The 14218-nt window shown below is 64.4% G+C and carries 14 protein-coding genes; 13 read left to right on the top strand and 1 reads right to left on the bottom strand.

All coding sequences use genetic code 11. The features are described 5' to 3' along the window. Nucleotides 1-4 precede the first annotated feature (4 nt). Nucleotides 5-1558 (bottom strand): AMP-binding protein, encoded by a 1554-nt coding sequence (locus JKF87_RS03860; protein WP_201097475.1) that lies wholly within the window; start codon nt 1556-1558, stop codon nt 5-7. A 183-nt stretch (nt 1559-1741) separates the two neighbouring features. Between JKF87_RS03860 and lipA the strand changes: the two genes are divergently transcribed. The 13 genes from lipA to JKF87_RS03795 all read left to right on the top strand — a co-directional run bounded on the left by lipA (nt 1742) and on the right by JKF87_RS03795 (nt 14207). Beyond that, nucleotides 1742-2704, top strand: coding sequence for a lipoyl synthase (gene lipA / locus JKF87_RS03855; protein ID WP_201097473.1), 963 nt, complete (start codon nt 1742-1744; stop codon nt 2702-2704). A gap of 7 nt (nt 2705-2711) precedes the next feature. Further along, entirely contained in the window at nt 2712-3164 is a 453-nt protein-coding gene (locus tag JKF87_RS03850; protein ID WP_201097471.1) for a type II toxin-antitoxin system RatA family toxin, read from the top strand. Then, nucleotides 3161-4273: an NAD(P)/FAD-dependent oxidoreductase gene (locus tag JKF87_RS03845; RefSeq protein WP_201097469.1), complete on the top strand. Its 1113-nt coding sequence runs from the start codon at nt 3161-3163 to the stop codon at nt 4271-4273. Before JKF87_RS03850 ends, JKF87_RS03845 begins: the two co-directional genes overlap by 4 nt. Before the next feature lie 257 nt (nt 4274-4530). Next, entirely contained in the window at nt 4531-4713 is a 183-nt protein-coding gene (rpmF, locus tag JKF87_RS03840; RefSeq protein WP_201097467.1) for a 50S ribosomal protein L32, read from the top strand. Nucleotides 4714-4827: 114 nt separating this feature from the next. Beyond that, nucleotides 4828-5418, top strand: coding sequence for a hypothetical protein (locus tag JKF87_RS03835; RefSeq protein ID WP_201097465.1), 591 nt, complete (start codon nt 4828-4830; stop codon nt 5416-5418). A 105-nt stretch (nt 5419-5523) separates the two neighbouring features. Then, on the top strand, nt 5524-6801 hold the full coding sequence (eno, locus tag JKF87_RS03830) for a phosphopyruvate hydratase (protein ID WP_201097463.1): 1278 nt from the start codon (nt 5524-5526) through the stop codon (nt 6799-6801). Between the two features lie 138 nt (nt 6802-6939). Then, complete coding sequence (locus tag JKF87_RS03825) at nt 6940-7239, top strand: FtsB family cell division protein (protein WP_201098172.1); 300 nt, start codon at nt 6940-6942, stop codon at nt 7237-7239. A 134-nt stretch (nt 7240-7373) separates the two neighbouring features. Then, nucleotides 7374-8402 carry a pyruvate dehydrogenase (acetyl-transferring) E1 component subunit alpha gene (gene pdhA / locus JKF87_RS03820; protein ID WP_201097461.1) on the top strand — a complete coding sequence of 343 codons (1029 nt, stop codon included), beginning with the start codon at nt 7374-7376 and terminating at the stop codon, nt 8400-8402. Between the two features lie 3 nt (nt 8403-8405). Continuing rightward, the gene (locus tag JKF87_RS03815; protein ID WP_201097459.1) at nt 8406-9764 is read left to right on the top strand and encodes a pyruvate dehydrogenase complex E1 component subunit beta; all 1359 of its coding nucleotides are present in this window, start codon (nt 8406-8408) and stop codon (nt 9762-9764) included. Next, nucleotides 9761-11053 carry a pyruvate dehydrogenase complex dihydrolipoamide acetyltransferase gene (locus tag JKF87_RS03810; protein ID WP_201097457.1) on the top strand — a complete coding sequence of 431 codons (1293 nt, stop codon included), beginning with the start codon at nt 9761-9763 and terminating at the stop codon, nt 11051-11053. The genes JKF87_RS03815 and JKF87_RS03810 overlap by 4 nt, the downstream gene beginning before the upstream one ends. A 15-nt stretch (nt 11054-11068) precedes the next feature. Then, nucleotides 11069-11548 carry a glutathione peroxidase gene (locus JKF87_RS03805; RefSeq protein ID WP_201097455.1) on the top strand — a complete coding sequence of 160 codons (480 nt, stop codon included), beginning with the start codon at nt 11069-11071 and terminating at the stop codon, nt 11546-11548. Between the two features lie 2 nt (nt 11549-11550). Next, complete coding sequence (lpdA, locus tag JKF87_RS03800) at nt 11551-12969, top strand: dihydrolipoyl dehydrogenase (protein ID WP_201097453.1); 1419 nt, start codon at nt 11551-11553, stop codon at nt 12967-12969. A gap of 83 nt (nt 12970-13052) precedes the next feature. Next, entirely contained in the window at nt 13053-14207 is a 1155-nt protein-coding gene (locus tag JKF87_RS03795; protein WP_201097451.1) for a low temperature requirement protein A, read from the top strand. Nucleotides 14208-14218 lie beyond the last annotated feature (11 nt).

Below are 14218 nucleotides of genomic sequence, written 5' to 3'. Positions count from 1 at the left end.
CGGCTCAGGCCGCCTTGTCGGTCTCGACCATTTTCTGGATGGCGACATAGTCCGTCTTGCCGGTGCCCAGGACCGGCACCTCGGCGACCTTGACGATCTTCTTGGGCACGATCAGTTCGGGCGCGCCGTTGTTGCGCGCCCATTCGGCCAGCGGGGCGACCTCGGCTTCGGCATGGTCGGTGACCAGAACCAGTTTCTCGCCCTTGCGGCTGTCGGGGATGGAGATGACGGCGTGGCGCTGTTCCGGCCAGACGGCCCCGGCGATGCCCTCCACCGCCGTCAGGGACACCATCTCGCCGCCGATCTTGGCGAAGCGTTTGGCGCGGCCCTTGATGGTGACATAGCCCTCTTCATCGACATCGACGATGTCGCCGGTGTCCAGCCATTCGTCGCCGACCGGATCCCAGGCCAAAGGCTCGGCCTGGGTGACATAGCCGCTCATGACATTGGGCCCCTTGAGCAGCAGGCGGCCGCCCGCATTGATGCCGTCCACCGTCTCCAGTTTCCACTCGATGCCCGGCAGGATCTGCCCCACGGTGCCCGGCGCATTATAGTCGGGATGGTTCACGGCGATGACAGGCGAAGCCTCGGTCGCGCCATAGCCTTCCAGCAGTTCGACGCCGCCGAACTTGGTGTTGAACAGGTTGCGCGTCTCCTCGCGCACCTTTTCGGCCCCGGCGACGGCGAACTTCAAGGTGGCGAAGTCGTCGGGTTCGGCGACGCGGGCGTATTGGCTGAGGAAGGTGTCGGTCGCGAACAGGATCGACGCCTTCACCTTGGGCAACAGGTCGGTGATCTGTTTGGCATGCAGCGGCGACGGATACTGGAAGGCCTTCAACCCTTGCAGCAGGGGCAGGATGACCCCGCCGGTCAGGCCGAAACAGTGGAAGGTCGGCAGCGGGTTGAACATCACCCAGTCCGGCTTCAGGTCGATGTGGGCGGCGACCTGACGGGCATTGGCGACCAGGTTCTTCTGGCTCAGCACCACGCCCTTGGGCGTGCCGAAACTGCCGGAGGTGAACAGCACCACGCCCGGCGCATCCGGGTCGGTCTTGACGCGGAACCGCTTGGGCGCCGCGCCTGCGGCCAGGCCATAGAGCTTGTCGGCCAGACCGATGGTCTTGCGCACATCGTCCAGCCAAACGACCTCTGCGACCGTCGAAAGCTCCTTGACCAGATCGTCCAGCTTGGCCTGTTCGATGAAGCGCTTGGCCGTCAGCACCTTCTTGACGCCTGACGCCTTGATGGCGGCCTTCAGATTGGTCTCGCCCGCCGTGAAGTTCAGCATCACCGGCACGCGTCCATGGGCGTGCAGGCCGAAGAAGGTGACGACCACGCCCATCGACGACGGCAGCAGGATCGCGACCCGATCGCCCTTTTCCGTCATGTTGGCGATCTTGCGCCCCAGGACGAAGGCGGCGCGGATCAGGCCGGTGTAGGTGAGGGGATGCCTGTCCTGATCTTCAAGGATTTCCTTGTCGCCGAACCTTGAGCGGGCCTCGATCAGGGCGTCGATCAAAGAGGCTTCGTACAGCGAGGGATCCAGAGCCTGGCGCAAACGCGTCTCCTACGGAGGGCGCCACCGGCCCTCTCTGTTGTTCGGGCATCTGTCATTAATGACGCCGCGTCATGTTGAAAAGATATGTTACGCGCCGTGAGTTCCAAGGCCAGATCACGCCTGCGGCATATCTGTAACCGGGTTTGGCTTGCCTAAACGGCTTTGAAGTCCGAAATACCGGCCATGGTCACCCTGATCGACACCTTGCAGCGCAAGCCCTCCGAACTCCGTCACCCGGAGAAGCAGAACCGTCCGGAGACGGTGGTTCTGAAGAAACCCGACTGGCTGCGCGTCAAGGCGCCCGGCTCGGGCCAGTACAACGCCACCAAGGACATCGTCCGCTCCAAGGGCCTGGTGACGGTCTGTGAAGAGGCGGCCTGCCCGAACATCGGCGAGTGCTGGAGCCAGAAGCACGCCACCCTGATGATCATGGGTGACACCTGCACGCGGGCCTGCGCCTTCTGCAACGTCAAGACGGGCCTGCCTCAGCCGCTGGACCCGGAAGAACCGGGCAAGGTCGGTCTGGCCGTGCAGCAGATGGGGCTGAACCACGTCGTCATCACGTCGGTCGACCGCGACGATGTGGCGGACGGCGGCGCCGCCCACTTCGCCGAGGTGGTGCGCCAGATTCGCATCCAGGCGCCGGGCACCACAATCGAGATTCTGACGCCGGACTTCCTGCGCAAAGATGGCGCGGCCGAAGTGATGATCGACGCCAAGCCGGACGTCTTCAACCACAACCTTGAAACCGTTCCGCGCCTGTATCTGAAAATCAGGCCCGGCGCCCGCTACTTCCACTCCCTGCGCCTGCTGCAGATGGTCAAGGAGCGCGACCCCAACCAGTTCACCAAGTCCGGCATCATGGTCGGCCTGGGCGAGACCAAGGAAGAGGTCATGCAGGTGATGGACGACATGCGCTCCGCCGGCGTCGACTTCATCACCATCGGCCAGTACCTGCAGCCAACCCGAAAGCACGCCGCCATCGACCGCTTCGTCACGCCCGAAGAGTTCAAGGCCTATGAGGCGATTGCACGCGCCAAGGGCTTCCTGATGGTGTCGTCCAGCCCGCTGACGCGTTCGTCGCACCACGCCGGCGACGACTTCGCCCGGTTGAAGGCTGCGCGCGAGGCGCAACTGAAGCGCTAAGCCGGGAATGGCTGTTCATCGCGTCACGCGCATCCTTCCGTATGCGCCGGATCAGCTTGCCGATCTGGTCGCCGACATCCGCGCCTATCCGGACTTTGTGCCGTGGGTGACGTCCATGCGCGTCTGGAACGACCGTGCAGAGGGCGAAGGCGTCACGATCGTCGACGCCGAGGCGGGCGTCGGCTTCGCCTTCCTGAAGGAGCGCTTCTCCACCTGGGTTCGGCATGACCGTAATGCGCCCAAGGTCGAGGTCGGCCTGCTGCGCGGGCCGTTCAAGCATCTGAAGAACCGCTGGGAGTTCTTTCCGCACCCAGACGGGACGCGGTTGGAGTTCATGATCGACTTCGCCTTCAAATCGAAGATGCTGGATGTCATGCTCCAGGCGAACTTCGATCTGGCGGTCAGCAAGCTGATCGGCTGTTTCGAGGCTGAGGCGAAGCGGAGGTACGGGCCGAAATGAGCTTTGATTTCGATGCGGTCGTTGTGGGCGCAGGCGCGGTGGGCCTGGCTTGCGGACGCGCCTTATCGAAACGGGGTCTGACGGTTCTGGTGCTGGAGAAGGACGTCCACATCGGTCAGGGCGTTTCTTCGCGCAATTCCGAGGTCATCCACGGCGGCCTCTATTATCCGACCGGCTCGCTGAAGGCGCAGTTCTGCGTCGAAGGACGGCGGGCTCTTTATGCGTTCCTGGCCAGCCACAAGATCGATCACTGGAAATGCGGCAAGCTGGTCGTGGCGACGCAGGAACCCGAGGTCGCGCGGATCGAAGCCATCTTCGAGCAGGCGACAGCCAATGGTGTCGAGGGGCTGGAGCATCTGACCGGCGCCCAGGCGCGGGCGCTGGAGCCTGAACTGAACGCCCACGCCGCCATCCTGTCGCCCGAGAGCGGCCTGTTCGACAGTCACGGCTATATGCTGGCCCTGCAGGGCGAGATCGAGGATGCAGGCGGATCGGTCGTGATCTCCGCCCCGTTCGAGGGCGCCGAGCCGTTGGCGGGCGGCGGCTTCACGGTTCGTGTCGGCGGGGAGGGGGCGATGGAGGTGTCCAGCCGCCTTCTGGTCACAGCGCCCGGTCTGTCATCACAGGCGGTCGCCGCCAGCATCGCGGGCTATCCCGCCATCGATATTCCGCCGCGCCATCTGGGCAAGGGCGTCTATTTCCGACTGGTCGGCAAGGCGCCGTTCAACCGCCTGATCTATCCGCCGCCGATTCCCGGCGCGCTGGGCACCCATTACCGCAAGGATCTGGGCGGGCAGGCCGTGTTCGGCCCCGACCTCGTCTATGTCGAGACTGAGGATTATTCGGTCGATCCGGCGAAGGCCGATGAGTTCGCCGCCTATATACGCCGTTTCTGGCCTGCTCTGCCCGAAGGCGCCCTGACGCCCGACTACGCAGGCATTCGCCCCAAGCTGCATGGGCCGGGCGAGCCGCAGCCGGATTTCCAGCTTCATGGGCGCGAGCATCACGGCATCGACGGCCTGATGGCTTTGTTCGGCATCGAAAGCCCCGGCCTGACCAGTTCGCTGGCGATCGGGGAGGCGGTGGCGGACGCCTTGCAGGTCAGTTGACGGACAAAAAGCGGGCGACGGCCAAGGGCCGGGCGGCAGGATTTGAGGTGGCTGAGACGGCGATGATCGCCTGCTGAAGCTTCCCTGATCTTGAGCTGCTTATACGCCTTGAAATCGCCCGCCACTTCATGCATAAGCCGCGCCTCGCGTGGCGGTCCCCCGTTCTTCACTACGAAGGGTTGGAGCCGCCGCTATTGTTTTCGCGCTAGACAGGCTTCGGCTCTGGGCGGCGCCCGACTTAGAAGATTGAGACGGACATGGCCGTTCCGAAGCGCAAAGTATCTCCCTCGCGTCGCAACATGCGCCGCGCCCACGATGCCCTGACCTCCAACGTGTATGTTGAGGACAAGGACACCGGCGAGCTGAAGCGCCCGCACCACATCGACCTGAAGAGCGGCACGTACCGCGGTCGTCAGGTTCTGACGCCGAAGGAAGACTAGGTCTTTCACGGCCTTCCGATCATGATCGGATGACGATTTTAACGGCGCGCGGTGATCCGCGCGCCGTTTTCGTGCGTTCTGCACGGCGAAGCTTTTTTCCGGAGACGTCGCCTGATGATTCGTTTCGCTGCTGTCAGCGCTATGGCGCTTCTCACGCTTTCCGCCTGCGACCGTGGAGAGAAGCCCGGCGAAGCGGTTTCGTCCGGCGCCGCCAGCGCGCCTGCAACGGCGCCTGCCGCCGAAACGGCCCTTACGGCCGATGGACTGGGCGCGGTGCGAATCGGCATGACGGCGGCTGAGGTCGCGACAGTCTGGGGCGCAAACGCCGTCGTCAGCGAGCCGATGACTTGCCAGGTCTATCACCCAGACAAGGCGCCTGATGGCGTGGACGTAATGCTGCAGGATGGCCGCCTGACGCGAATCACCTTGGGGCAGGGCTCGTCCGTGAAGACGGATCGCGGCTTTGGCGTCGGCGACAGCGGCATCGCGATCAAACAGACCTATGGCGGCGCCGTCTTCGCCCAACCCGCCAAATATGATCCGGCGCCGGCCGAGGATCTGTTCGTGTGGGCCAAGGGGCGCTCGACCGCCTACGTCGTCGATCCGGCGGCGCGCGGAATTCGCTACGAGGTTGGCAAGGACGGCCTCGTCTCGCGGGTTCACGCGGGCGATCCGTCGATCCAACTGGTCGAAAACTGCGGTTAGGTAGCAACCTGTTACCGGCCCAGGCGGGTGCAGCCATTGGCGTTTCGCAGGTAGGCGGCTAAACCCCTCGCAACTTCCATCCGCCCTGAGCCAAAGAACCGAGCCATGACTGATATCGCCGACATCGTCGCCCGCCAGATCCTCGACAGCCGGGGCAATCCGACGGTCGAGGTCGATGTGATCCTGGATGACGGCTCCTTTGGCCGCGCCGCCGTGCCGTCGGGCGCCTCGACCGGCGCGCACGAGGCGGTTGAACTGCGCGACGGCGACAAGGACGTCTGGGGCGGCAAGGGCGTCCAGAAGGCGGTCGATGCCGTCAACGGCGAAATCTTCGACGCCCTGTCGGGCATGGACGCCGAGGACCAGCGCCGCCTGGACGAGGCGATGATCAATCTGGACGGCACGGCCAACAAGGGTCGTCTGGGCGCCAACGCCATCCTGGGCGTGTCGCTGGCCGCCGCCAAGGCCAGCGCCATCTCGGCCGGCCTGCCGCTGCACCGCTATATCGGCGGCGTCTCGGCCCGCGTCCTGCCGACCCCGATGATGAACATCATCAACGGCGGCGCCCACGCCGACAATCCGATCGACATTCAGGAGTTCATGATCCTGCCGACCGGCGCGGAAACCTTCTCGGAAGCCCTGCGCATGGGCACGGAGATCTTCCACGCGCTGAAGAAGCAGCTGAAGGACGCGGGCCACAACACCAACGTCGGCGACGAAGGCGGCTTCGCTCCCAATCTGGCTTCGGCTGATGAGGCGCTGAGCTTCATCACCAAGGCAGGTCAGGCTGCTGGCTATCTGGCCGGTGAAGACTTCCACCTGGGCCTGGATGTCGCCTCGACCGAGTTCTTCAAGGACGGCAAATACATCATGGCGGGCGAGGGCAAGACCGTCGACGCCGAGGGCATGGCCGCCTATCTGGTCGACCTGTGCGAGCGTTTCCCGATCGTCTCGATCGAGGACGGCATGGCCGAAGACGACTTCGACGGCTGGCGTCTGCTGACGGAACGTCTGGGCGACCGGGTTCAACTGGTCGGCGACGACCTGTTCGTGACCAACCCGGCGCGTCTGGCTGCGGGCATCGGCGAAGGCCTGGCCAACTCGATCCTGATCAAGGTCAACCAGATCGGCACCCTGTCCGAGACGCTGGACGCCGTCGATATGGCGCAGCGCGCGGGCTACACCGCCGTGATGAGCCACCGTTCGGGCGAGACTGAAGACTCCACCATCGCCGACCTGGCCGTCGCCACCAACTGCGGGCAGATCAAGACCGGTTCGCTGGCCCGTTCGGACCGGGTGGCCAAATACAATCAGCTGCTGCGCCTGGAGGAAATGCTGGGCGACCAGGCCGTCTATTTCGGCGACGGCATGCTGCTGAAATAGGTCTTTGAATTGTCGGTGGAGAATCAGCGTTCTCCACCGGCCTTCTTACCGTCAAGCTACAATTTGTTAGGCATTGTCAGCCACAGTTCGTGAACTGTGTTTTCGCGCTCAGAAGGAGCGTCTGCTGTGCCTGAACGGATGAAACCGTACCGTACCTCCATCGTCCTGCTGCTTCTGTTCGCGTATCTCGGCGTGCAGGCCCTCACGGGGGAGCGCGGCCTGTTGAGCGGCGCCTCGCGGGATGCGCTGCTGACCCAGCGCGCTGAACAGCTCGCGCACCTGACCGAGCAGCGTCGCGACCTGGAGACGCGCGTCCGCTACCTGCGGACCGACAGTCTTTCAAAAGATCTTCTTGAAGAGCGCGCGCGCGCCGTGATCGGTTTTTCCGATCCGCGCGACTATGTGATCCGCATTCCGGCGCAAACCGTCCAAGGCTGATCGTCAGTCAATACTTGAACTATTGTTACAGGCGGCATCGCACCCCTTTGCGTTCCGGGAAGGAAGGCTGCTAAAGCCCCCTTCCGTAACGATAAGTAAGGCGTCGCCACTGGCGCCTAGCCGGGAGATGCCGGATGGCGAAAGCCCCTGCCAAGAACGCTCAGACCAACGCGCCTGACAAAATACCAAATACGCCGACGGCGTCGAAGGAAGACCTCCTTCGTTTCTACCGCGAAATGGTGCTGATCCGCCGTTTCGAGGAACGTGCAGGCCAACTGTACGGCATGGGTCTGATCGGCGGCTTCTGCCACCTGTACATCGGCCAGGAAGCGGTCGCTGTGGGCGTTCAGGAGAGCGTCAAACAGGGCCACGACAAGATCATCACGGGCTACCGCGACCACGGCCATATGCTGGCCGCGGGCATGGACCCGAAGGAAGTCATGGCCGAACTGACCGGCCGCATCGGCGGCTCGTCCAAGGGCAAGGGCGGTTCGATGCACATGTTCGACGTGCCGACCGGCTTCTACGGCGGTCACGGCATCGTCGGCGCCCAGGTCGCGCTGGGCACCGGCCTGGCGTTCGCGGGCAAGTACCGCGGCGATGACTCGGTCGCCTTCGTCTATTTCGGCGACGGCGCTTCGAACCAGGGCCAGGTGTACGAAAGCTTCAACATGGCGCAGCTGTGGAAGCTGCCGGCCATCTACATCATCGAGAACAACCAGTACGCCATGGGCACGAGCATCGACCGCTCGTCGTCCACGACCGAGCTCTATATGCGCGGCGCCAGCTTCGGCATTCCGGGCGAGCAGGTCGACGGCATGGACGTGCTGGCCGTGCGTGACGCCACCGCCCGCGCTGTGAAGCGCGCCCGCGAAGGCGGCGGACCCTATATTCTGGAAGTGAAGACCTACCGCTATCGCGGCCACTCGATGTCCGACCCGGCGAAATATCGCACCAAGGAAGAGGTGGACGAGGTCAAAAAGACCCGCGACCCCATCGACCACATCAAGCTGCTGCTCGCCGCCGCCAATGCGACCGAGGAAGAGCTGAAGGTCATCGACAACGAGATCAAGGCGATTGTCGCCGAGTCTGTGCAGTTCGCACAGGAAAGCCCTGAGCCGGATCCGTCCGAGCTCTATACTGACGTCTACGTGGAGGCCTGATCCGTGACCGACATTCTGATGCCGGCGCTGTCCCCCACGATGGAAGAGGGCACGCTGACCAAATGGCACATCAAGGCAGGCGACAGCGTATCGGCTGGCCAGGTGATCGCCGAGATTGAAACCGACAAGGCGACGATGGAAGTCGAAGCCGTCGATGAAGGCGAAGTTCTGGAAATCCTCGTCCCCGAGGGTTCTGAGAACGTGAAGGTCAACACGCCGATCGCGCGTCTGGCCGGTGAGGACGGCGCTGCGGCGCCTGCACCCAAGGCTGACGTCCCGGCGGCGACGGCTGAAGGAAAGACGGGCGATCCCGAAAAGGCGCCTCAGCAGACCTCGACCCCCAAGGTCGAACTGCGCGATCCGGAAATCCCGGCCGACGCCAAGCTGGTCAAGACGACCGTGCGCGACGCTCTGCGCGACGCCATGGCCGAGGAAATGCGTCGTGATGACCGCGTCTTCCTGATCGGCGAGGAAGTCGCCCAGTATCAGGGCGCCTACAAGGTCAGCCGCGAACTGCTGCAGGAATTCGGCGAACGCCGCGTCGTGGACACGCCGATCACCGAGCACGGCTTTGCCGGTCTGGGCGTCGGCGCCGCCATGTCGGGCCTGAAGCCCATCGTCGAGTTCATGACGTTCAACTTCGCCATGCAGGCGATTGACCACATCATCAACTCGGCGGCCAAGACCCTGTATATGTCGGGCGGCCAGATCCGTGCGGACATCGTCTTCCGCGGCCCGAACGGCGCCGCCAGCCGCGTCGGCGCCCAGCACAGCCAGGATTATTCCGCCTGGTACGCCCAGGTTCCGGGTCTGAAAGTCATCGCGCCCTATGACGCCGCTGACGCCAAGGGTCTGCTGAAAGCCGCCATCCGTGATCCGAACCCGATCGTCTTCCTAGAACACGAGATGCTGTACGGCACCGAGTTCGACGTGCCGGAAGTCGACGACTACGTCCTGCCCATCGGCAAGGCCAAGGTCCGTCGCGAAGGCAAGGACGTCACCATCACGGCGCACGCCCGCATGGTCGGCTTTGCCCTGCAGGCCGCTGAGAAGCTGGCCGAAGAGGGCATCGAGGCCGAGGTCATCGACCTGCGCACCCTGCGTCCGCTGGACCATGAAACCATCGTCGAAAGCGTCAAGAAGACCAACCGTCTGGTCTCGGCCGAAGAGGGCTGGGGTCCGATGGGCGTCGGCGCCGAGGTCGTGGCCCGCGTGATCGAACACGCCTTCGACTATCTGGACGCCCCGCCGCTGCGCGTGCACCAGGAAGACGTGCCGCTGCCCTACGCCGCCAACCTGGAAGCCCTGTCGCTGCCGGGCGTGGACAAGATCATCGCGGCCGTTAAGCAGGTGGTGGCATGACCGACATCCTGATGCCTGCCCTGTCTCCGACGATGGAGGAGGGCGTTCTGGCCAAGTGGCACGTGAAGGTGGGCGACGTCGTCTCCGCCGGCGACGTGATCGCTGAAATCGAGACCGACAAGGCCACGATGGAAGTCGAGGCCGTGGACGAGGGCGAAGTCACGGACATTCTGGTGCCGGAAGGCACGGAGAATGTGAAGGTCAACACGCCGATTGCGCGCCTCAAGGATGAGGGCGGGGCCGCCGCGCCCAAGCCAGCCGCCAAGACGGAGGGCGCCCCCAAGGCTGAGGCCGCTCCGGCAAAGGCTGAGGTGCCAAAAGCCGCCGCGCCTGCTGCGCCAAAGTCCGAGAACGGCGAACGCATCTTCGCCTCGCCCTTGGCCCGTCGCATCGCCGCTCAGAACGGCGTCGAATTGAAGTCGATCAAGGGCACCGGCCCGCATGGCCGAATCGTCAAGCGTGACGTTGAGGGCGCCCCCCAAACCGCTGGCAAGGGCGCTGCTCAGCCTGCTGCGGCGTCGACGGGCTCGGCTGCTGCTGCGACTTCGGGCATCGAGCCGCGCAAGGCGCAGTCGCTGGCGCAGATGGGCATCCCGGACGGCAGCTACGACCTGATCCCGCTGGACGGCATGCGCAAGGCTGTGGCCCGCCGCATGGTCGACAGCATCCAGAACGTGCCGCACTTCCCGCTGTTCATCGATGTCGAAATCGATCAGCTGATGGCCGTGCGCGCCAAGGTCAACAAGATGCTGGAGCCGCAGGGGATCAAGGTCTCCGTCAACGACTTCGTCATCAAGGCGGCTGCTCTGGCCCTGAAGGCCGTGCCGGAGGCGAACGCTTCCTACACGCCCGAAGGCATCGCCATGCACCACAACGCCGACGTCTCCATGGCCGTGGCCATCGACGGCGGCCTGATCACCCCGATCATCAGGAAGGCCGAGACCAAGGGCTTGGCGCAGATCGCGACCGAGTCCAAGGACCTGGCCAAGCGCGCCCGCGAGCGCAAGCTGAAGCCTGAAGAGTTCCAGGGCGGCACCTTCTCGGTGTCCAATCTGGGCATGTTCGGCATCAAGCAGTTCACCTCGATCATCAATGAGCCGCAGGGCTGCATCATGAGCGTGGGCGCAGGCGAACAGCGCGCGGTCGTCAAGGACGGCCAGGTGGTTGCGGCCACCGTCATGACCGTGACCCTGACCTGCGATCACCGCGTGGTGGACGGCGCGACCGGCGCCCGATTCCTGCAGGCGTTCAAGCCGCTGATCGAAGATCCCGTCGCGATGCTGGCCTAAGGGGAGGGTGAGGTCATGACCTCGGTCTATGACTTCTCCGCCCGCGCCATCGGCGGCACGGACGTATCGCTGGACCGCTTTCGCGGTCAGGCGCTGCTGATCGTCAATACGGCGTCCAAGTGCGGTTTCACCGGCCAGTATGATGGTCTGGAGAAACTGCACCGGGACTTTGCGGATGCGCCGTTCGAGGTGCTGGGCTTCCCCTGCAACCAGTTCGGCAACCAGGAGCCGGGCAGGGCGGCGGAGATCGCCGCCTTCTGCGCGACCAGCTTCGATGTGACCTTCCCCCTGTTCGACAAGGTGGAGGTCAACGGACCGCACCGTCACCCCCTCTATGCCTGGCTGACCCGACAGAAGCGTGGCTTCCTGGGCTCTCAGGCCATCAAGTGGAACTTCACCAAGTTCCTGACCGACCGCGAAGGCCGCGTCGTCGCGCGCTATTCGCCTCAGACTGAACCCTCGGCCATCAAGGCCGACATCGAGAAGTTGATCTGATCATGGCTGCTGAATTCGATCTCGTCGTCATCGGCTCGGGCCCCGGCGGTTACGTCGCCGCCATCCGCGCCAGCCAGCTTGGCCAGAAGGTCGCCATCGTCGAGCGCGAGAATCTGGGCGGCATCTGCCTGAACTGGGGCTGCATCCCGACGAAGGCCCTGCTGAAGTCCGGCGAGAAGTTCGAAAGCCTGTCGCACCTGAAGGAATACGGCCTGTCGGCATCGGGCGCGTCGTTCGACTTCGACGCCATCATCCAACGCTCGCGCGGTGTCGCGGCGACGATGAACAAGGGCATCGGCTTCCTGATGAAGAAGAACAAGATCGAGGTGATCGAGGGATCGGCCACGCTCGAAAAAGGCCCAAATGGAGCTTCTGGTGCGCCCAAGGTCGTCGTCGCGCTCAAGGCAGGCGGAACGCGCGCCATTGAAGCCAAGACGGTCATGCTGGCGGTCGGCGCCCGCGCCCGCGCCCTGCCTCAGATCGGCCTGGAGGCCGATGGCGACAAGATTTGGGCCTATCGCGACGCTCTGGCGCCCAAGAAACTGCCCAAGACCTTCGTCGTCATCGGCTCGGGCGCCATCGGCATCGAGTTCGCCAGCTTCTATCGCGCCTTGGGCGCCGAGGTGACGGTCGTCGAGGCGGTGGACCGCATCATGCCTGTGGAGGACGAAGAGGTCTCCAAGGCCGCCCAGAAGTCGTTCGAGAAGCGTGGCATCAAGTTCAAGGTCGGCGCCAAGGTCACCAAGGTGACCAAGTCGGCCAAAGGCGTGTCCGTGGCTGTCGAGATCGGCGGCAAGGCCGAAACCCTGGAGGCCGAAGTCTGCATCTCGGCCGTGGGCATCACCGCCAACACCGACGGCATCGGCCTGGAGGCGCTGGGCGTCGAACTGGACCGCGGCCACATCAAGACCGACAGCCACTGCCAGACCAATGTGAAGGGCCTGTACGCCATCGGCGACTGCGCCGGCGCGCCCTGGCTGGCGCACAAGGCGTCCCACGAAGGCATTCACGCCGCCGAACACATCGCCGGCTACAAGACGCCGAACGTCCATTCGCCCATCGCGGGCTGCACCTACGCCCAGCCGCAGGTCGCCTCGGTCGGCGTGACCGAACAGGCCGCCCGCGCCGAGAACCGCGAGGTCAAGATCGGCCGCTTCCCGTTCCGCGTGAACGGCAAGGCCGTGGCGGCGGGCGAAGTCGACGGCTTCGTCAAGGTCCTCTTCGACGCCAAGACCGGCGCCCTGATCGGCGCCCACATGATCGGCCACGAAGTCACCGAGATGATCCAGGGCTACGTCACCGCCATCACCATGGAAGCGACGGAAGAAGACATCCACGGCATCGTCTATCCGCACCCGACCATGTCGGAAGCCATGCACGAAGCCGCGCTGGACGCCTACGGACGCATGCTGCACCTCTGATCCTGCTGCTGTCCCGACGTTGATCCGGCGGGACAGCGACAGAATGTCGCGCTAACCTTGCTCTCCAAAGCGGGAGAGCGAGCATGGCGTCGTTGTTGCGAAAACGGGTGAAGGGCGAACATGCCCGTGTGGGCTTTGTCGAGCTGTTCTTCGACCTGGTCTTCGTCTTCGCCATCACCCAGGTCAGCCACGGACTGCTGGCGCATCTGACGCCGCTCGGCGCCGTTCAGGCGGCGATGCTGCTGGCCGCCGTGTGGTGGGCCTGGATCTTCACCTCATGGATGACCAACTGGCTCGATCCCGAGACTGTGCCGGTGCAGGCCGCGCTGTTCGTCCTGATGGGGATCGGGCTGGTGATGTCGGCCTCGCTGCCGCACGCCTTCCAGGAGACGGGGCTTTCGTTCGCACTCGCCTTCGTCGGCATACAGGTGGGCCGCACCGCCTTCATGGTCTGGGCGATGCGTGCGGACGAGGGCCTGAGGCGTAACGCCGTCCGTATTCTGATCTGGCTGACGGCATCGGCCGTTCTGTGGATCGCGGGCGGTCTGGCCGCGCCCGAACAGCGCCTCTGGTTCTGGCTGGCGGCGCTGGCGGTCGAATATGCGTCTCCGGCCCTGTATTTCTTCGTGCCCGTTCTGGGGCGTTCCCGCACCGAGGACTGGACCATCGAAGGCGGGCATATGGCCGAACGCGTCGGCCTGTTCGTCATCATCTGTCTGGGCGAGACCCTGCTGGTGTCCGGCGCGACTTTCGGGGAACTGGACTGGTCGTCGGCCAAGGTCTGGGCCGCCTTCATCTCGGCCATTCTGTCGACCGTCGCCATGTGGCGGCTGTTCTTCAGCCAGGCGCACGAATCTGCGTCCGAAGCCATCATGCACGCCTCTGATCCCGGACGTGTGGCGCGACGGGCCTATACCTATTCGCCCATTCTGGTCATCGCCGGGATCATCGTCGTGGCGGTCAGCGATGAACTGGTGCTGGCGCATCCCAGCGGTCATGTCTCAATGGCCACAGCCCTGACGCTGCTGGGCGGGCCGATCCTGTTCCTTCTGGGAACGGCGGTTGCGGGCTGGGCGATCTGGCGCCACGTCAACTGGACGCGGCTGGTCGGCTGCGCGGTGCTGGCGACTGGCTGGCTGGTGGTCCCGTGGACGACGCCCCTGACCCTCAGCATCGCAACAACCATCGTCCTGATGGCCATAGGTGTCTGGGAAAGCCTTCGGCCCCCACAGGTCTGATGGTTTGAACA

The sequence above is a fragment of the Brevundimonas nasdae genome, assembly GCF_016654005.1.
In the GTDB taxonomy this organism is placed as follows: domain Bacteria; phylum Pseudomonadota; class Alphaproteobacteria; order Caulobacterales; family Caulobacteraceae; genus Brevundimonas; species Brevundimonas nasdae.
The sequence above is the reverse complement of the archived record's forward strand: the minus strand, read 5'-3'. Positions and strand labels throughout refer to the sequence as shown.